The 19,145-nt window shown below is 55.9% G+C and carries 18 protein-coding genes and 1 tRNA gene; 11 read left to right on the plus strand and 8 right to left on the minus strand.

Translation table 11 applies throughout. From position 1 onward, the window contains the following. Nucleotides 1-94: 94 nt before the first annotated feature. Nucleotides 95-406, minus strand: coding sequence for a DUF3077 domain-containing protein (locus KGB29_RS09690; protein WP_154947360.1), 312 nt, complete (start codon nt 404-406; stop codon nt 95-97). A gap of 655 nt (nt 407-1,061) precedes the next feature. Here KGB29_RS09690 and KGB29_RS09695 point away from each other — a divergent pair. Further along, nucleotides 1,062-1,556: a hypothetical protein gene (locus KGB29_RS09695; RefSeq protein ID WP_223473699.1), complete on the plus strand. Its 495-nt coding sequence runs from the start codon at nt 1,062-1,064 to the stop codon at nt 1,554-1,556. A 396-nt stretch (nt 1,557-1,952) separates the two neighbouring features. On the opposite strand, the gene KGB29_RS09700 is transcribed toward KGB29_RS09695, so the two are convergent. The 6 genes from KGB29_RS09700 to KGB29_RS09725 form a co-directional block, all read right to left on the minus strand. Next, complete coding sequence (locus KGB29_RS09700) at nt 1,953-2,999, minus strand: hypothetical protein (RefSeq protein ID WP_154947361.1); 1,047 nt, start codon at nt 2,997-2,999, stop codon at nt 1,953-1,955. Beyond that, the gene (locus KGB29_RS09705) at nt 2,999-4,534 is read right to left on the minus strand and encodes a hypothetical protein (protein WP_154947362.1); all 1,536 of its coding nucleotides are present in this window, start codon (nt 4,532-4,534) and stop codon (nt 2,999-3,001) included. Before KGB29_RS09705 ends, KGB29_RS09700 begins: the two co-directional genes overlap by 1 nt. Next, nucleotides 4,534-5,346: a hypothetical protein gene (locus KGB29_RS09710; protein WP_154947363.1), complete on the minus strand. Its 813-nt coding sequence runs from the start codon at nt 5,344-5,346 to the stop codon at nt 4,534-4,536. The genes KGB29_RS09705 and KGB29_RS09710 overlap by 1 nt, the downstream gene beginning before the upstream one ends. Before the next feature lie 9 nt (nt 5,347-5,355). After that, the gene (locus KGB29_RS09715) at nt 5,356-6,795 is read right to left on the minus strand and encodes a DUF1542 domain-containing protein (protein WP_154947364.1); all 1,440 of its coding nucleotides are present in this window, start codon (nt 6,793-6,795) and stop codon (nt 5,356-5,358) included. 740 nt (nt 6,796-7,535) lie between these two features. Continuing rightward, nucleotides 7,536-7,865, minus strand: a complete 330-nt coding sequence (locus KGB29_RS09720; RefSeq protein ID WP_154947365.1) for a hypothetical protein — start codon at nt 7,863-7,865, stop codon at nt 7,536-7,538. A gap of 148 nt (nt 7,866-8,013) precedes the next feature. Continuing rightward, nucleotides 8,014-8,098 (minus strand) — tRNA-Leu (locus KGB29_RS09725). A 107-nt stretch (nt 8,099-8,205) separates the two neighbouring features. Between KGB29_RS09725 and queA the strand changes: the two genes are divergently transcribed. The 6 genes from queA to KGB29_RS09755 all read left to right on the plus strand — a co-directional run bounded on the left by queA (nt 8,206) and on the right by KGB29_RS09755 (nt 14,306). Beyond that, nucleotides 8,206-9,270: a tRNA preQ1(34) S-adenosylmethionine ribosyltransferase-isomerase QueA gene (gene queA, locus KGB29_RS09730; protein WP_110660602.1), complete on the plus strand. Its 1,065-nt coding sequence runs from the start codon at nt 8,206-8,208 to the stop codon at nt 9,268-9,270. A 14-nt stretch (nt 9,271-9,284) separates the two neighbouring features. Continuing rightward, the gene (gene tgt, locus KGB29_RS09735) at nt 9,285-10,400 is read left to right on the plus strand and encodes a tRNA guanosine(34) transglycosylase Tgt (RefSeq protein ID WP_162130301.1); all 1,116 of its coding nucleotides are present in this window, start codon (nt 9,285-9,287) and stop codon (nt 10,398-10,400) included. A 43-nt stretch (nt 10,401-10,443) separates the two neighbouring features. After that, entirely contained in the window at nt 10,444-10,779 is a 336-nt protein-coding gene (gene yajC / locus KGB29_RS09740) for a preprotein translocase subunit YajC (RefSeq protein ID WP_007956696.1), read from the plus strand. 64 nt (nt 10,780-10,843) lie between these two features. Continuing rightward, entirely contained in the window at nt 10,844-12,712 is a 1,869-nt protein-coding gene (secD, locus tag KGB29_RS09745) for a protein translocase subunit SecD (RefSeq protein WP_057716306.1), read from the plus strand. 9 nt (nt 12,713-12,721) lie between these two features. Beyond that, the gene (gene secF / locus KGB29_RS09750) at nt 12,722-13,636 is read left to right on the plus strand and encodes a protein translocase subunit SecF (protein ID WP_056855158.1); all 915 of its coding nucleotides are present in this window, start codon (nt 12,722-12,724) and stop codon (nt 13,634-13,636) included. Nucleotides 13,637-13,757: 121 nt separating this feature from the next. Beyond that, nucleotides 13,758-14,306, plus strand: coding sequence for a glycine zipper 2TM domain-containing protein (locus KGB29_RS09755; protein ID WP_057716304.1), 549 nt, complete (start codon nt 13,758-13,760; stop codon nt 14,304-14,306). Nucleotides 14,307-14,558: 252 nt separating this feature from the next. On the opposite strand, the gene suhB is transcribed toward KGB29_RS09755, so the two are convergent. Continuing rightward, nucleotides 14,559-15,377: an inositol-phosphate phosphatase gene (gene suhB / locus KGB29_RS09760; RefSeq protein ID WP_008053258.1), complete on the minus strand. Its 819-nt coding sequence runs from the start codon at nt 15,375-15,377 to the stop codon at nt 14,559-14,561. A 146-nt stretch (nt 15,378-15,523) separates the two neighbouring features. Here suhB and trmJ point away from each other — a divergent pair, with 146 nt between their 5' ends. The 4 genes from trmJ (at nt 15,524) to KGB29_RS09780 (ending at nt 19,084) form a co-directional block, all read left to right on the plus strand. Next, entirely contained in the window at nt 15,524-16,294 is a 771-nt protein-coding gene (trmJ, locus tag KGB29_RS09765) for a tRNA (cytosine(32)/uridine(32)-2'-O)-methyltransferase TrmJ (protein WP_008053257.1), read from the plus strand. Between the two features lie 2 nt (nt 16,295-16,296). After that, entirely contained in the window at nt 16,297-17,073 is a 777-nt protein-coding gene (gene cysE, locus KGB29_RS09770; RefSeq protein WP_102670196.1) for a serine O-acetyltransferase, read from the plus strand. Nucleotides 17,074-17,327: 254 nt separating this feature from the next. After that, nucleotides 17,328-17,819 (plus strand): Fe-S cluster assembly transcriptional regulator IscR, encoded by a 492-nt coding sequence (iscR, locus tag KGB29_RS09775; RefSeq protein ID WP_007903581.1) that lies wholly within the window; start codon nt 17,328-17,330, stop codon nt 17,817-17,819. A 50-nt stretch (nt 17,820-17,869) separates the two neighbouring features. Beyond that, nucleotides 17,870-19,084, plus strand: a complete 1,215-nt coding sequence (locus KGB29_RS09780; protein WP_057716303.1) for an IscS subfamily cysteine desulfurase — start codon at nt 17,870-17,872, stop codon at nt 19,082-19,084. The last annotated feature ends 61 nt before the right edge of the window (nt 19,085-19,145 follow it).

A 19,145-nucleotide genomic window follows, 5' to 3' on the forward strand; every position in this document is an offset into this window, starting at 1 on the left:
TCCCGCTGAATACCCCGGCCACCGCAACCAAGCCCGCTCTCACAGCGTCACGCCTGACTTGTGAAACCAAAAACTATCCTGGCGCTTTCGCTCACTACCCCTCAGCCTTAGCCCCCGTCCGCTTAGACGCCAGCACATTATCCCGATCCCGAGTAAGCACCTTCACCGCATCATCCACCAACGCCTTACTCATCGAAGTCAGATAATGCGCAGCCCAGGCGTGACGGTCAGTGTCTCTGGCATAAGCGGCATCTTCAGTGAGCGCCTTGGCCAGGAACAGAAAATCGGAGGCCATGGACAACGCATCGCCAAGAGGAACCCCGCGAGTGACATGAAACAGCGCTTGATCCGCACAGTAGATGGCCGGTGTCAGGCCGATAGTTTTGAGTTCAGGTTGTTCAGTCATTGGCCACCTCCGAGGATGGAGAGGCAATGGGGGAGGGGGTTACGCGATTGGGAATTGCTTTGAGGGAATAGCCAAATTTCAAACGGATTTGTCTTGGTCATGGTCAACATCCTTGATTTGAGGAGCTGCCACGAGCCTTCTCACGGGCTTGGGTGACAGCCGTGCGCGGGGTGAGAAACCGGCAATCAAGGCAACCGGTAGACCCGAAGGTCTCCCACGCACAGCCGCCATAAAGCCATATCGCAGACGAAAAAAAACGCCACGACAGGTTTTGGGGCGCTTTGCGCCTTGATTGTTTCGGGCTCTCACACCCGGTCGCTGAATTGGCAGCGACGGTGGGAGGGTATCGTGTAAGCCCCGTACCTGCAACCTCGACGACAATGCAGTTTCCATCGACAGAGGCTGGGGTCAAAAACAGATTCAGTCGTGGGCTATCGGACACTAATCAACCTCTCGAGAGTAGGTCATCTCGGTTGCGTCGCTGATAGACTGAGTTTTCTGCAGCTGCTGGGACTGCCCAATAGCCCGGTCGTAAGATGAATATCAAAGAGTTTTGCCAAGCTAATGAATTCGATATGAGCAAATGTGCAGTAAATTTAGGTGGCGGCAGCTTCACAATGACGGAGCTAAAAACTTCACCTGTCGAGTTTTGAGCTTGGCAGAAGACGATTTTGAACGGGGGGGGCTGTCTGCGCTTATTAACGCAACGACTAATTCAAAGCGCGCGATTGTCTGTCAGATTGATCAGTTTTTGATTTCTTTTGGCTATCCATCGCTTAGGTGGAATGTTCCGAAGAAATTAGAGAGATTGCGCGCGCTTGGTCTACTGGCGTCGAGCCTATTGCGCAAAATAGTTGATGTGCGGAATATTCTTGAGCACGAATACAAAACCCCTGACCTTGAGTTTGTAAAAGAATCACTGGATATCGCAAGTGTTTTTGTAATGTCTGCTACTGCTATGTTCATTCCGTTCGACGATGTATTGGAGTTCTCACTGCCTGAATCAAGTGTTAGAGATAACTCGGTACGCGCATTACTATCGGGTTGGACCGAGAGCCTCGGGGTGTTTTTTACACCGTCTATGCGTATGAGTTCGACGAGTTTTACAGTCGATGCATTGGTCAATGCAAGATTCCATCAGGGCATTTAATTTTCGAGGCGATCGTGAAGCTTTCCGCCTCTTTGATGCTCCGATATAAGGTCGACCAAGCTTTTGAAAATTTTGATAAGGCCTACGCGCAGCTTTGAGATGAGGTTCACCCTTAACTATCACAAAACATCTTTCAAGTAATCCTTGAACGCGAAGACTGGTGCGTCCAAGTGCTCCGATTTTACGGATCACTCGCAAGCCACGTTTAATGAAGTGGCAAGGCAACTAAATAGCCATAGCCGCCTTCGGAAAACACTGAGCTGCGAAACGCCCGCTGAACGATTTAGCCAATCTGTTGCATCGATCGCTTGAATCCACATTCACTAGCTGCCGCTCGTGTAAGACTTGCGCAGAGCCAGTCTCAAATCATCGAGACGCCCCGCAGGTCAAACCTTCCTACCACCGTCTGGTTTCGATTTTGTAGAAATTGCTTTCGATCTGTATCCGGCGTCGATCGGATAGTGGCGCACTTTGGATCTGACTGGTCAAACGTACGAAGTACCGGCATTCATTTTTTTCGCCGAGCGCTTTGATTGCCGATGTCACTCTCACAAATTCATCATACCCACGAGTGGTGTTTGTCATCAGTTCGACAAATCCAGGAAGGGCTTGGGCATCAGCAAGCCGTGAGGCAGGCCATGCAGGCTCAAACGTCAACTGATCGTCCTTGGTATAGACGGTAAGAAACATTTCGGGCTTGCCAGCACTGTCAGCCCAGCAGGGTGGGAAATCCCCACCTTTGCCACGGTTGAGCTTGTTGTTCAGGAACTGGACTTGCCCCTTTAAATCACTGTTCGACTTTTGCAGTGCGACAGGGTTAAGTCCTGCCTTGTCTGCTTCTGCGTAAGCCGCAGCGTCCTTAACGATCTTTTGAACCTGATCAGCCGAAGGCGTCGAATCGATGTTCAAGCCGCTTTTAACTGCCGCCTCTGTGGCGCTCAATTCTTCAACGCGCTTCACCACATCAGTTGGCTTGATCTCTTGTGAGGGGTCAGCAACCAATTTTTTGAGCTGTTCATAGGACATTAGCGTTTCAAGCACGAGCCGCTTTGCGTCCTGGCCTTTGTCCTTGCTACCACTTTCTTCCAGAGCCTTGTCGATCGGTGCCAACGTAGCGAGCTGCTCGTCCTTCTGGGTTAACAAAACTTTCAGACGCTCCGATTCATCTCGGGCTTTGGAGGCATCCACGAGCTTGCTGACAATCTCATCTGGGTTTTTGATCCCGATATGCTGAAGCTTCACCTTGAGAGCTGCCGTGGCTTCGCTCACCGCTTTTTCGCGATCACTCAACTCACTAAGACCAGCAACCCTCTGCTCAAGTGAGTTTTTTTCGTTCGTTAGCTTCCATACCTGCCAGCCTGTCAGAAGCAAAAGGAGGAAGGCGAGCACCATCCAGATTTCCGTAATCGACAGGTTGAATACCTGGTCATTTTTTTGAGTCATCAAGCAGGTCTCACTTCAGGAGTCTGCTGTCCCACATGCTGCGCAATGGGTTTTTCAGCATCTGCCTGAATGACAGACTCGTTGACTGCCGGCTGGCGTACTTCAATCTGATTGATGTGCTCTATTTTGCGAACAAGCTTATCGAGATGCTCGTGCGCAGCTTCGATCGCCGCGTTTCCTGCCACAACCTGAGACGTCAGCACGCTGTGAGTCTCGTTATTCGCTACGATCGCCTGAATCAGTGGAGTCAGCGTGGATTTGATCGATTCGGAGAATGCTTCGTTCGCACGTAGATTTACCTCACCCACCGCACGGAAGGCTTCTCCTATTTCCTCGCTGAGAACCGCTCTGGAATCGTCCGCTTCAATGATCTGGTGAAGGGCTTGAAGCCTTTCAACCACCTGTTCGATCGCTTGGCGGTTCACCTTAATTTCTTCCTGGAAGTCTTTCTGATAGTCATCCAGGGTATCCAAAAACTCCTTCTGCACTCGATCTACACCATCAAGCAAAGTGGTGCCTTGGCTGCTCATTGCGTCCATCAAACGCTGCTGGCTTTCGACGATGCCGCTGACCGATTGGAAGGTCTCTTCCAGTGTCTGAGTTTTAGCATTCAAGCCTCTAATGGCGGTTCCAACGGAGCGAGCAGCGGTCTTCACATCGTCGACGAGTGTGGAAATGTTTGCGTTAACGCCTTCGGTCGTTTGCGCAAGCGTATCGATAGACGGCTTTAGTTTGTTAGCGAATAGGTCGTCCGGGAAGAGTGTTTGCTCCAGACGCCTGGTGGCCAAACTGCCAAAGTCGAGCGCATGAGCTTCCATTCGTTCGAGCGTGCTCGCGCTTTTATCGGCTAGACCGTTAATGGTCACCAGAAGGTCATCGCTGGCAGTTTTAGCATCCTTGAGCATAGCGTCGAAAGCTTCGTTACTTCGCTGAGTGGCATTGGCAAAATAAGCATCCATCGCACCTTTACTATGCTTAGTCAGCTCTTCGATCTGCTCCCTGGCTCCGGATGTCGTTTCTTTGGATATCGATACGACCTCATCGCGGAAGCGGGTGAGCTTTTCACGGGTTTCTTCGAACATGAAAGCGAGCTGCTCGGAAGCACTGATAGCGCGCTCCTCTACGCTTCGGACAGCGTCGTTCTGATCCGGCCGGAACCCTACGTGCAACGTGCGGGCAACCATACCGATAGCCGTGCTGACCATAGCAGCACCAAAGCGAGTCGCCATATTGGTGAGGTTGTCACCGATACTTTGGATGTCGAGTAGGCAAATAATGATGCTCACTACCGTGAACAGGAAGCCGAGGTAGTAAATCGAGTCAGCAAATTTGGCCAGAGTCAGTCGGACGTCGTATAGCTCACGCACGCGGTAACCAACCCCCCAATAGGCAATCATCACGGAGATTGGAATGATGAACCCGAACCAAAAAGGGTCGCTGAGTTTCAGGCTGATGCTGGCACAAGCAACTTTGATAAATAATGCGATCAAAAACCAGGTTTGTACACGGTGAATGGCTGCATGTTGACTCTTCATTACAGCCCCTCCATGGGGATAACATCACCTAACGAAGCACCGTTAGCAGAAAAATACGCAGCCCAGAACTCCGAACGCCTGTTGTAAGGGGTCACTGCTGGTTCTGCTGCCATCATGTTGATAATTACTGCCACACCATCCAGATGAGGAGCTGTAGCCTTCTGGCTATAAGATGTTGTTGAGAATTCCTTGTAGTTAAGCTTTGGGTTCTTATACATGGTGAAAGACTCCATATTTGCCGCCATATCGGAGTATATGATTAGCTGTTTTTCACCTTTCGCATTACTGTGAGAGAACCCTCTCTGGCTAGTCAGCTGGAGCATTTCAAAGATAGGAGAAGTTTTAGCTCGTACGTCCAAGGGGATCCGATTGACTACAGCCTCCAATGGCTTTACGAATTTTTCATTGAAGTCGCGATCCACGAACTTCTTGGTCTTCGAGATTTCATCTCCCTCAGCCCATTGGCCAGGGTTGCACTTTTCGAACACTGGTTCTGCATTGTGCTGATAGTCTTCACCCAATAGGAATACCGTGAGCATGGCGCCTTTGGGAAGGTCATTCATGATCATGTCTTTCAGGCGCTGCTTAAGCGCCGTTTTCTGGGTGAAGGGAAATGGTGATGTGTTGTCGATCAGTACGACATATTGACCTTTGGCCCCACTCGATGGGCACAACGTGACCTTATCGAGCTTGTCTTGCTTGAAGTTGAACCATAGGGCAGTGGCTACGCCAATGATCAGAATCATGGCTGCAACTACATACATCACCAGCGTGACCGGAGAGGTCGCATTACGCTTTCTATATACAGACATGGATCGATCCTAGAGCCGACTTTCCAGAGGCTTCAATTGGTCAAACTTTTGAACGAAGGAAGATTGCACTTTGGCCCGAGTGGGTTGCAGGATCCCCAGCATCTCACTAAGCATCTTCTCCTGAGTTTCCAAGCGGGCTTCATCACGTTCTAGCCCAAAATCTGGCAAGTCTTGCGGCTCTAATGCGATAGGGTTGTTGAAGTAGTCCGGACGTGGCTTGTCTGATGGACGAGCCATCTGATTCTCGTATCGATAAGCCTCGATAAGGGCTTCTATTGTTTTGTCCGCCAAAATCAGGTGCTCAGTAACCTTTTTCTTGGCTACTGATTTTTCGCCCATGCTGTACTTAAAGTATCGAACAGCTTCAGTGGCATTTTTGACATTGGCATCGATCTGAGAAAGTGTCTTTTCCTTTTCTTCCTCAAGAGCTGCTCGAAGGTTGGCTATGATTTCAAATTTGTTCTGATAGGCCTCTACATACGCCCCGTATATTTTGGAGTAGCCCGGGTAGCGATCCATCCAGCGATAGCCGTGATGGAGCGCTACCAAGCCAAAAAATACTGTGATCGCACAGAGCGCGATGCTGTTGATATCCGTGAATGGAGATTCACCGAGAAGAAAGCTATCAATGGCGAACTGAATCTGATTAGTGGCTTCGTCATCGATCAACGGCATCACGTGACGGAGGTAGGCCATGGAAACGCCGATACTGCACGTCCAAGCAACTCCGATACCGAAGCACAGCCACCCAAGGGCGCGGCGCAATCCGTTGACATGATTTTTGTTGGTGAACACACGACCGACAAAAAAGGGCAGAGCAAGGTTCAGTACTGCCAGGGTGAGAGCCATGAGCAGTCCGCTTATCAGTCCTCCAACGAGGCCGCTAGCGAAGAAATTCGCATTGATAAACGACTCAGCAGCACAGAAAATAATGAGTAAGCAGATCTTCTTGCCGTGGTCGAGAGGGCCTGGCAATTCCGCAGGCGTATCAGGTAACTGGTTGGCTTCGCGGAATCTCTCAAGAATGGTCTCGTGAGACTTCGAAATCCTGATGGACTCCTGAAGCTCTCCATTTGCACTAGATAGAATGGAATCTGCCTTGCGACCGAATTCGTCTCCAAGCTGGACTGTATGGTCGAAATCTTTTGTGAGGTCGACAGCATCTAGCCTGGACTGAATTTGCTTAAGCCACCGCTCGCCCGTCTTGAAGGTGGCCGCACGCAACTTTCCCACTGTGCCTTGGATTTGATGCTCAGTTTCAGTCAGACGAGTGTCGCGAAAGTCCGGAACCCCTTTTGCACCGTGAGCGCGGGCGGTTTCGATGACTTTGAGATCAGCCTTGATTCTGTCCGGATTGATTTCAGGGAAGCTTGCCTCACCCTCGTGACGCTCGCCACTGCCCAGGAAAAAATTCCTGATCCCCAGCCACACCCTTTTCAGAAAAGACATCTCAAAATTTCCATAACTCGTGATTATCAACGAATCCTTGTTTCACCCAACCGGACGAACCGGGCCGATGTGACCCGAAATAGGTTCAGGAAAGGGCGTTTTTAGTAGATTCGTTATCCTTAACGCGTAAGCCCATCGGCAGAACGCCGACATCGGCACGGGGTCATCGCAACGATCTTACGATCAAGCGATGCTGGTTTTTTTGATGGTATCGTCCGCAACCTCGTTATTTTTAGCCACAGCTGCGTCTTAATCGCCTACGACAGTTGTGGGTCGGTTGTGCGAGGGCCTCAGTTACGCAGGCATAGTGTCCAAGATCTCAATTATGCACATGCTCCACGCGAGCCATCCTAGCGGAAAAGCAAGTACCATCAAAGTGCCACTCGTAGGGTCGTGGGGCGTTTCACAAAAGCCCGTCTGGGAGAGGGTAGATAGCTGGGAAGACATTGTCCCAGTCGCGCGATGCAAGCGCATCACAGGCCCGAGGTGCACCACTAAAACACAGCTGGCAACCCCTCTACACACCGGACTTATGATGCTTTCTGATAGCTGATTCAATTGCGTAAAGATAACGGCAGCTATCGTTTAATGCCCGCTTTTGGTCGGAAGTGGATTTGGATAACCCAGGTAGGCGATGAAAAGATTGGGAAATGGGTATGAAACAGGGGCAGGATAAGACGTGATGTTCTACCTCGGTCCGGCTCACGGGCATTCCCGCTTTTTAGGCTGCTCACCTTCATTCATTGAATGTCTTTCAGGTAATCCTTAAGCGCAATGAGCGGAGCATCAAGCTCCTCCATCGCCTGAATCCCGGCAAACTCCCCCGCCAACCTCCGCAACTCCCGCCCCAACGGCTTATCCACACCCCCAACAGCCTCCAGCGCCAACCCCACACACTCATCCACCTTCAACTGAATCCCCTCAACATCCCCCCGTCGCACCAGCAACTCAAACACATCCCGCTGGTAATCCCCCATCACCAAATCATCCCGCAAAATCGGGCTCTGATCTTCCGTCTCATAAGCCAGTTTGAGGGAGAAGAGGGCGACGGTTTCCAGGTGCAATTCCATGGGGGAATCCTTGATGAGTGTCTTACTGACCGAGGGGGGAGGGTTAAAAAATCGCTGGCAAGCCAGCTCCTACACAGGGCGGTGGGGTGTCAGGTGCTTTTCTGCGGGCGAAAAAAAAGGCCTTGCAAAGCAAGACCTTTCTTAATTTTGGTGCCCCGAGGGAGACTCGAACTCCCACTCCTTTCGAAAACGGATTTTGAATCCGCCGCGTCTACCAATTCCGCCATCAGGGCTCAATGGCGGCGAAGTATAGAGATGAGATAACCGCTGGTCAATCAGGTACATGGAGAATTTTTGATAATTCCGCTAGACTTCCCGGCCCTGCTAGACGAACCCCATCATGCGCGTTGCTGACTTTACCTTCGAGCTCCCTGATTCGCTGATCGCCCGCCATCCGCTGGCCGAGCGGCGCAATAGTCGCCTGTTGACCCTGGATGGGGTCAGCGGCGCCCTGGCACACCGTCAATTCACTGATTTGCTGGAGCATTTGCGCCCCGGCGATTTGATGGTGTTCAACAATACCCGGGTGATTCCGGCGCGGCTGTTTGGCCAGAAGGCTTCCGGCGGCAAGCTGGAAATCCTGGTGGAGCGGGTGCTGGACAGTCATCGCGTGCTGGCCCATGTGCGCTCCAGCAAGTCGCCCAAGCCTGGGTCGAAGATCCTGATCGATGGCGGTGGCGAGGCCGAGATGCTGGCGCGTCACGATGCGTTGTTCGAGCTGGGGTTCGCCGAGGAGGTGTTGCCGTTGCTCGACCGCGTCGGGCACATGCCGCTGCCTCCTTATATAGACCGCCCGGATGAAGGCGCCGACCGCGAGCGTTACCAGACCGTCTACGCCGAGCGTTTGGGCGCGGTGGCGGCGCCAACGGCGGGGCTGCATTTCGATCAGGTGCTGTTGGAGGCGATTGCCGCCAAGGGCGTCGAGACTGCGTTCGTGACCTTGCACGTTGGCGCCGGCACGTTCCAGCCGGTGCGCGTGGAGAAGCTCGAAGACCACCACATGCACAGCGAATGGCTGGAAGTCGGTCAGGACGTGGTGGATGCCGTCGCAGCCTGCCGCGCTCGCGGTGGTCGTGTGGTGGCGGTGGGGACTACTAGTGTGCGTTCCCTGGAAAGCGCCGCTCGCGATGGCGTGCTCAAGCCGTTCAGCGGCGACACCGACATTTTCATCTACCCGGGCCGGCCGTTTCATGTGGTCGATGCCCTGGTCACCAACTTCCATTTGCCTGAATCCACGCTGTTGATGCTGGTTTCGGCGTTCGCCGGTTATCCCGAGACCATGGCTGCCTACAAGGCCGCGGTCGACAACGGTTACCGCTTTTTCAGCTACGGTGATGCGATGTTCATCACGCGTAATCCTGCGCCGACTGCCCCTAAAGAATCGGGCCCAGAGGAAACTGTATGAGTCGCACCTGTCGTATGTCTTTCGAGCTGCTGGCCACTGATGGCAAGGCTCGTCGCGGTCGTTTGACCTTCCCGCGCGGTACCGTCGAGACCCCGGCTTTCATGCCGGTGGGCACCTACGGCACGGTCAAGGGCATGCTGCCACGGGATATCGAGGCGACGGGCGCTGAAATCATTCTGGGCAACACCTTCCACCTGTGGCTGCGCCCGGGCACGGAAGTGATCAAGAAGCACGGCGACCTGCACGATTTCATGCAGTGGAAAGGCCCGATTCTGACTGACTCCGGCGGTTTCCAGGTGTTCAGCCTGGGCGCGATGCGCAAGATCAAGGAGGAGGGCGTGACCTTCGCTTCTCCGGTCGACGGCGCCAAGGTGTTCATGGGGCCGGAAGAGTCGATGCAGGTCCAGCGTGACCTGGGCTCCGACATTGTGATGATTTTCGACGAATGCACGCCGTACCCGGCTGACGAAGACGTCGCCCGTATTTCCATGGAGTTGTCCCTGCGTTGGGCCAAGCGTTCGAAAGAAGCCCATGGCGACAACACGGCGGCGCTGTTCGGTATCGTTCAGGGCGGCATGCACCAGGACCTGCGCATGCGCTCCCTGGAAGGCCTCGACAAGATCGGCTTCGACGGCCTGGCCATCGGCGGTCTGTCGGTGGGCGAGCCCAAACACGAGATGATCAAGGTGCTGGATTACCTGCCGGGCATGATGCCGGCTGACAAACCTCGTTACCTTATGGGCGTTGGCAAACCGGAAGACTTGGTTGAGGGTGTGCGCCGCGGTGTGGACATGTTCGATTGCGTGATGCCAACCCGTAATGCCCGCAATGGGCATCTGTTCATTGATACCGGCGTGCTGAAGATCCGTAACGCGTTCCATCGCCATGATGATTCGCCGCTCGATCCGACCTGCGATTGCTATACCTGCCAGAACTTCTCTCGCGCTTATCTGCATCACCTGGACAAGTGCGGCGAAATGCTGGGAAGCATGCTCAATACCATCCATAACTTGCGCCATTATCAAGTGCTTATGGCTGGTTTGCGCGAGGCTATTCAACAGGGTACATTGGCCGCCTTTGTCGATGCCTTCTACGCCAAACGCGGGTTGCCTGTTCCGCCTTTGGACTGAGTTTACTGACCCCAAGATTCAACATTTGCAACTGGAGTGCTAAATGAGCTTTTTTATCTCTAATGCCATGGCAGACGCTGCTGCACCTGCGGCAGCCCCTATGGGCGGCGGTTTCGAGTGGATTTTCCTGGTCGGCTTCCTGGTCATCTTCTACCTGATGATCTGGCGTCCACAGGCCAAACGCGCCAAAGAGCAGAAAAACCTGCTGAGCAGCCTGCAGAAAGGCGACGAAGTTGTGACCACCGGCGGCATCGCCGGCAAGATCACTAAAGTGGCCGACGATTTCGTCGTTCTGGAAGTTTCCGACACCGTCGAAATGAAGTTCCAGAAAGGCGCCATCGCCGCCACGCTGCCAAAAGGCACGCTCAAAGCGATCTAAGTTTCAACTTCATTTTCAATCGACGGGGCGCGCAAGGCGCCCCGCGTCATAAACGGGCGGCGTGATGCTGAACAAATATCCTCTGTGGAAATACATTCTGATCCTGGCGGTGCTGGCGGTCGGTCTGATTTATTCCGCTCCCAATCTTTATCCTGATGACCCGGCCATTCAGGTCAGCGGTGCAAGTACTGCACTGCAGGTCAATCAGGCTGATCTGGATCGCGTGAGCGCTGCGCTCAAGGAATCCGGGATCAACGTCAAGGCTGCCACGCTGGCAGAGGGCGGCAAGGGCGGTCTGATTCGCCTGACCAAGGCTGAAGACCAGCTGCCGGCCAAGGACGTCGTGCGCAAGGCATTGGGTGATGACTACGTCGTCGCGCTGAACCTGGCACAAACCACCCCGCAATGGCTGCGCAACCTCGCTGCGCACCCGATGAAGCTGGGTCTGGACTTGTCCGGTGGTGTGCACTTCCTGCTGGAAGTGGACATGGACAAAGCCCTCGACGCGCGCCTGAAAGTCTACGAAGGCGACGTCAAGAGCCTGCTGCGTAAAGAGAAGCTGCGCTATCGCAGTCTGCCGCAACTGGGCGGTGCCATTCAGCTGGGCTTCACTGATGAAGCAGCCCGCGAACAGGCCCGTACGCTGATCCGCAAGAACTTCAACGATTTCGACATTGTTCCGGCCGACCTCAATGGTCAACCGGTGCTGCGTCTGGCGATGACCCCGGCCAAGCTGGCGGAAATCCGTGAATACTCCATCAAGCAGAACTTGACCACGGTACGTAACCGCGTCAACGAGCTGGGTGTTGCCGAACCGATCGTCCAGCGTCAGGGCGCCAACCGCATCGTGGTTGAGCTGCCGGGCGTGCAGGACACCGCCGAAGCCAAGCGTATCCTCGGCAAGACGGCCAACCTCGAGTTCCGTCTGGCCGCTGAGCCGGGTGCTTCGAAAGCCACTTCCGAATCCTTCGAGTTCCGTGAGGGCAACCGTCCTCCTGCGCTGATCGAGCGTGGCCTGATCATCACCGGTGACCAGGTAACCGACGCCAAGGCTGGCTTCGACGAGCACGGCAGGCCAGAAGTGAATATCCGTCTGGATGGCCACGGCGGCGAGCTGATGAGCCGTGCGACCCGTTCGAACGTCGGTCGCAGCATGGCGGTGATCTTCATCGAGCAGCGTCCGGTTACCACTTACACCAAGCAGGTGGTCAACGGCGTCGAGAAAGACGTGCCGGTTCAGACCTTCAAGGAAGAGAAGAAGATCATCAGCCTGGCGACCATTCAGTCGCCGCTGGGTGCTCAGTTCCGCATCACTGGCCTGAACGGCCAGGGCGAGTCGTCCGAACTGGCGCTGCTGCTGCGTGCCGGTGGTCTGGCCGCTCCGATGTACTTCGCTGAAGAACGCACCATCGGTCCAAGCCTGGGTGCCGACAACATCACCAAGGGTATCGATGCATCGCTGTGGGGCATGCTGTTCGTCTCGCTGTTCATCATCGCCATCTACCGCTTCTTCGGCATCATCGCCACTGTCGCGCTGACGGTGAACATGGTGATGCTGCTGGCCTTGATGTCTCTGCTGGGTGCAACGCTGACCCTGCCGGGTATCGCCGGTATCGTGTTGACCATGGGTATGGCGGTCGACGCCAACGTGCTGATCTTTTCGCGGATCCGTGAAGAGATCGCCGCCGGCATGACCGTGCAGCGTGCAATCAACGAAGGCTTCGGCCGGGCATTCACCGCGATTCTCGACGCCAACCTGACAACACTGTTGGTCGGCGGCATCCTCTTTGCCATGGGCACCGGCCCGGTCAAGGGCTTCGCAGTGACCATGTCCCTCGGGATCTTTACCTCGATGTTCACGGCCATCATGGTGACCCGCGCGATGGTCAACCTGATCTTCGGCGGTCGTGACTTCAAGAAGTTGTGGATTTAAGGGGCTGCCATGTTACGTACAATCAACTTCATGGGCGTTCGCAACTTTGCGTTCGGCGTCACATTGTTCCTTACGGTGCTGGCCTTGTTCAGCGTCGCCACCAAGGGCATGAACTGGGGCCTGGACTTCACCGGCGGTACGCTCATCGAGCTGACCTACGAGCGTCCGGCCGACGTCACCAAGGTGCGTGAGCAGCTGGTGACCGCGGGTTATCACGAAGCCATCGTGCAGAACTTCGGTGCAACCACCGACCTGCTGGTGCGCATGCCTGGCGAAGACCCGCAACTGGGTCACCAGGTGGCCGAAGCCTTGCAGAAGGTGGGCGGCGAGAACCCGGCGACGGTCAAGCGCGTCGAGTTCGTCGGCCCGCAGGTGGGTGAAGAGCTGCGCGACCAGGGCGGCCTCGGCATGCTGATGGCGCTGGGCGGCATCCTGATCTACCTGGCGTTCCGCTTTCAGTGGAAGTTTGCGGTCGGTGCGATCGTTTCCCTGATCCACGACGTGATCGTGACCATCGGTATCCTGTCGTTCTTCCAGATCACCTTCGACCTGACGGTGCTGGCGGCGGTACTGGCGATCATCGGTTACTCGCTCAACGACACCATCGTGGTATTCGACCGGGTTCGTGAGAACTTCCGGGTACTGCGCAAGGCCAACCTGATCGAGAACATCAACATCTCGACCACGCAAACCCTGCTGCGGACCATGGCGACTTCGATCTCCACCTTGCTGGCGATCGCGGCCCTGCTGTTCTTCGGTGGCGACAACCTGTTCGGCTTCTCCATCGCCCTGTTCATCGGTGTTCTGGCGGGTACTTACTCGTCGATCTACATCGCGAACGTGGTGCTGATCTGGCTGAACCTGAGCACGGAAGACCTGATTCCTCCGGCCAATACCGAGAAGGAAGTCGACGACCGTCCTTGAAGGAAGCTTCTTTCAGCGATGTAGTCCGAAAAAGGCGCGAGTTGAACTCGCGCCTTTTTTTATGCTCCAAGGCTGGGAGAAGCGCGGGTTTATCCCGCATGTGATGGTCCAGGAGGTTCATGTGAACAAGTCGATGCTGGTTGGTGCTGTACTGGGTGCTGTCGGTGTGACTGCCGGGGGTGCTGTGGCCACCTACAGCCTGGTTAAAAGCGGCCCGGAGTTCGCACAAGTACTCGCCGTTGAGCCGGTCAAGACACAAATCAAGACTCCACGTGAAGTGTGCAAGGATGTAGCGGTCACCCGGCAGGCGCCGGTGAAAGATCAACATCAGATCGCCGGTACGGTGGTCGGTGCATTGGCAGGTGGTTTGCTGGGTAACCAGATCGGTGGCGGCAGCGGTAAGAAGATCGCCACGGTCGCAGGTGCTGTCGGTGGCGGTTACGCCGGTAACAAGGTGCAGGAAGGCATGCAGGAGCGTGACACCTACACCACCACCCAGACCCGCTGTAACACGGTTAACGACATCAGTGACAAGGTTGTAGGTTACGACGTGCGTTATTCGCTGGACGGCAAGGAAGGCAAGGTGCGCATGGATCGTGATCCAGGCAACCAGATTCCGGTGGATAAGGAAGGCAAGTTGATCTTGTCGGAGAATCAGACGGCTCACTGATCTGCTGATGCTGGATTAAAAAAGAAGCACCCTGCGGGGTGCTTTTTTTGTGCCCGCGATCTATGCGCCACCGCAATCCCTTGTGGGAGCGGGCTTGCTCGCGAAGGCGGTGTGTCAGTCGCCATCTCAATTGACTGACACGGCCTCTTCGCGAGCAAGCCCGCTCCCACATTTGGATTTGCGGTGTTTGAGGGGGCAAATTCCAGGCATAAAAAAAGCACCCCGTGGGGTGCTTTTTCTGTCGCTGGAAGCTTAGCGCTTCAGCGAGGCTGGCAGGTGCGGCTGGATGGCCGTCAGGACTGCCTTGAAGCATTTGGTGTTGCCGGCAACGACGTGGCCTTTTTCAAGGAAGTCGTGACCGCCGGTGAAGTCGCTCACCAGGCCGCCAGCTTCCTGGATCAGCAGGGCGCCTGCCGCCATGTCCCATTCGGACAGGCCCGACTCCCAGAAGGCGTCGAAGCGGCCGGCGGCCACGTAGGCCAGGTCCAGGCTTGCAGAGCCGGCGCGGCGGATGCCGGCGGTCTGACCAACCAGGGCGCGGAACATGCCCAGGTAGTTGTCGAGGTTGTCCATCTGGTCGTCACGGAACGGGAAGCCGGTACCCAGCAGGGCGCCGTCGAGGCTGGTGCGACCGCTGACGCGCAGGCGACGACCGTTCAGTTGAGCGCCGCGACCACGGCTGGCGGTGAATTCTTCCTGGCGAACCGGGTCCAGAACAACAGCATGCTCAAGACGACCGCGGTATTTGCAGGCGATGCTGACAGCGAAGTGAGGAATGCCGCGCAGGAAGTTGGTGGTGCCGTCCAGCGGATCGATGATCCACAGGTACTCTTCGCCTTCGATGCCGGTGCCGGCGTGCATGCCGGTCTCTTCACCCAGGATCGAGTGATTCGGGTACGCCTTGCGCAGGGCGTCGATGATTTTCTGTTCGGCGGCGCGATCCACCTCGGATACGTAATCCTTGGCGTCTTTTTCGTCGACCTTGATGGTATCCAGGCGCTCGATGGAGCGGAAGATCAATTCACTGGCGCTGCGGGCGGCGCGCAGCGCGATATTCAGCATGGGCTGCATGGATGTGTCACCTAAGGTTGTTAAAGAAAGCCGGGCATTCTATCAGAAAGTTTCTACAGGAGAAGGACGACGTTCGCTTTCATGGCTTAACGGTAGGTTCAGCTGTAAGATTCGGCTCCCGATTATTGTGTTCGAGAGCGCCTCCCTTGCTGCAAAACATTCGTGTCGTCCTGGTCAATACCAGCCATCCGGGCAATATCGGCGGGGCTGCGCGTGCCATGAAGAACATGGGGCTGTCGCGGCTGGTGCTGGTCGAGCCTCGTGTGTTCCCGCATCACGAGGCCGATGCCCGTGCCTCCGGTGCCGGGGACATCCTTGAAAACGCGCAAGTCGTCGCCACCTTGGAAGATGCCTTGGTCGGCTGCAACCTGGTGCTTGGTACCAGTGCTCGCGACCGGCGCATTCCCTGGCCGCTGCTCGATCCCCGCGAATGCGGAACGAAGGTGGTCGAGGAAGCGGGGCAGGGTGCGGAAATCGCTCTGGTGTTCGGTCGTGAAGATTCCGGCCTGACCAACGAAGAGCTGCAGCGATGTCATTATCACGTGCACATTCCATCAGACCCTGAGTTCAGTTCGCTGAACCTTGGGGCGGCGGTGCAGGTGTTGGGTTATGAAGTGCGCATGTCCTGGCTGGCGGCCCAAGGTCAGCCGAGCAAGGTCGAGAAGGAAGAAGTGGCCTCGGTCAAAAGCGCTGAGCTGGCGACCATGGACGAACTGGAGCGATTCTATGAGCACCTGGAGCAGACCCTGGTGGCCATCGAATTCCTCGATCCGGAAAAGCCACGGCACTTGATGGCGCGCCTGCGCCGGTTGTACGGACGCAGCTCGGTCAGCCGGGCGGAAATGAATATTTTGCGTGGCATCCTCACGGAAACCCAAAAAGCGGCCCGTGGTGAGCTCCTTAAGCGGAAGGATTAATGATGTTCGAGCGTTTGCGTGAAGATATCCAGAGCGTATTCCACCGAGACCCGGCGGCGCGTAACGCTTTTGAAGTCCTGACTTGCTATCCGGGCATGCACGCCATCTGGATCCACCGTTTGTCGGCGATGCTGTGGCGCGCGGACCTGAAATGGCTGGCGCGGCTGGTGTCGAACTTCGGCCGCTGGTTGACCGGGATCGAGATCCATCCGGGGGCCAAGGTCGGTCGTCGTTTTTTCATTGACCATGGCATGGGCATCGTCATCGGTGAAACCGCCGAGATCGGCGATGACGTCACTATTTATCAGGGCGTGACCCTGGGCGGCACCAGCTGGAACAAGGGCAAGCGTCACCCGACGCTGGGTGATGGCGTCGTGGTCGGGGCGGGCGCGAAGGTGCTCGGCCCGTTCACGGTTGGTGCCGGTGCCAAGGTGGGTTCCAACGCTGTCGTGACCAAGGAAGTGCCGCCGGGTGCCACTGTGGTGGGCATTCCGGGGCGGATCATCGTCAAGTCCGATGTCGAGCAGGACGCCAAGCGCAAGGCCATGGCCGAGAAGATCGGTTTTGATGCCTACGGCCTCAGCGAAGACATGCCTGACCCGGTGGCGCGTGCCATTGGTCAGCTGCTCGATCACCTGCAGGCGGTCGATGGTCGTCTGGAGGGGATGTGCGGGGCGTTGAAGGATCTGGGCAGCAATTACTGTGCGAAAGATCTGCCTGAGCTGCGCGAAGAAGATTTCGCCTGTGTGAAGGACAAGGATCAGAGTCAGGCCAGCTAAACCGAGTCGAACTCATCGCGAGCAAGCTCGCTCCCACAGGTGATCAAGTTGTACAGGCTGACGCGGTCCAGTGTGGGAGCGAGCTTGCTCGCGATGAACGATAACGCGGTACTGCTGGCTGTATATGGCCGGCCTTTGCTATGATGCTGCCGCTCTTTTGCGGGTAAACCTGACTAAAGTACTAGGTCTTATAGTTGACTTAAATACTCGGGAATTGCATACTCGCCTCATTCCGAACTCCGTGGTAATTGTCCATGCGACTGACTACAAAAGGCCGATATGCCGTGACCGCCATGCTTGATCTGGCGTTGCACGCGCAGCACGGGCCCGTGTCCCTGGCTGATATCTCCGAGCGCCAAGGCATCTCCCTGTCCTACCTCGAACAGCTTTTCGCCAAGCTGCGCCGCAGCAATCTGGTGTCCAGCGTGCGCGGTCCGGGTGGTGGCTACCAATTGTCCCGCGACATGCAGGGCATCCAGGTCGCCCAGGTGATCGATGCGGTGAACGAATCGGTCGATGCAACCAAATGCCAGGGCCAGGGTGATTGCCATCAAGGCGACACCTGTCTGACCCACCACTTGTGGTGTGATCTGAGCCTGCAAATTCACGAATTTCTGAGCGGTATCAGCTTGGCTGACCTTGTGACTCGCCGTGAGGTGCAAGAAGTAGCCCAGCGTCAGGACCAGCGCCGTTGCAACAGCAAGGCGCCACGCCTGGACAAGATTGAAGCGTCCGCCGTCGAATGACAGCCAAAGAGCTAGCGGCACGCCAGCCAGCCTGATTTAGGAGATAGTCCATGAAATTGCCGATTTACCTTGATTACTCTGCGACCACCCCGGTTGATCCGCGTGTTGCGCAAAAAATGAGTGAATGCCTGCTGGTCGACGGAAACTTCGGTAACCCGGCGTCCCGTTCCCACGTGTTCGGCTGGAAAGCTGAAGAGTCCGTTGAAAACGCTCGTCGTCAGGTCGCTGACCTGGTCAACGCCGACCCGCGTGAAATCGTCTGGACCTCCGGTGCCACCGAATCCGACAACCTGGCAATCAAGGGTGCGGCACATTTCTATGCCACCAAGGGCAAGCACCTGATCACCACCAAGATTGAGCACAAGGCTGTCCTGGACACCATGCGCCAACTGGAGCGTGAAGGCTTCGAAGTGACCTACATCGAGCCTCGTACCGATGGCCTGGTGACCCCGGAGATGATCGAAGCCGAACTGCGCGACGACACCATCCTGGTTTCGGTCATGCACGTGAACAACGAAATCGGCACCGTCAACGACATCGCGGCGATCGGCGAACTGCTCCGTTCCAAGGGCATCCTGTTCCACGTCGACGCCGCTCAGTCCACCGGCAAGGTCGAGATCGACCTGCAGAAGCTGAAAGTCGACATGATGTCGTTCTCTGCCCACAAGACCTACGGTCCTAAAGGTATCGGCGCGCTGTACGTGAGCCGCAAGCCACGCGTGCGCATCGAAGCGACCATGCACGGCGGCGGTCACGAGCGCGGCATGCGTTCCGGCACCCTGGCGACCCACCAGATCGTCGGCATGGGTGAAGCTTTCCGCGTAGCCAAGGAAGACATGGCTGCCGAGAACGCGCGCATCAAGGCGTTGAGCGACCGTTTCTACAAGCAGGTCGAGCACCTGGAAGAGCTGTACGTCAACGGCAGCATGACCGCCCGCGTTCCGCACAACCTGAACCTGAGCTTCAACTACGTTGAAGGCGAGTCGCTGATCATGGCGCTCAAGGATCTGGCGGTTTCGTCCGGTTCGGCCTGCACCTCGGCGTCCCTTGAGCCTTCGTACGTACTGCGCGCCCTGGGCCGCAACGACGAACTGGCACACAGCTCGATCCGCTTCACCTTCGGCCGTTTCACCACCGAAGAAGAAATCGATTACGCCGCGCAGAAAGTCTGCGAGGCCGTTACCAAGCTGCGCGCTCTGTCGCCGCTGTGGGACATGTACAAAGACGGCGTCGATATCTCGAAGATCGAGTGGGCGGCACACTAAACAAAGAAGCCGCCGGATACGGGTCCTGTAGCAGCGCGGCGGTCCACGCAGCGTAACTACA

The sequence above is a fragment of the Pseudomonas sp. BF-B-30 genome (assembly GCF_019956305.1).
Lineage (GTDB): Bacteria > Pseudomonadota > Gammaproteobacteria > Pseudomonadales > Pseudomonadaceae > Aquipseudomonas > Aquipseudomonas jessenii.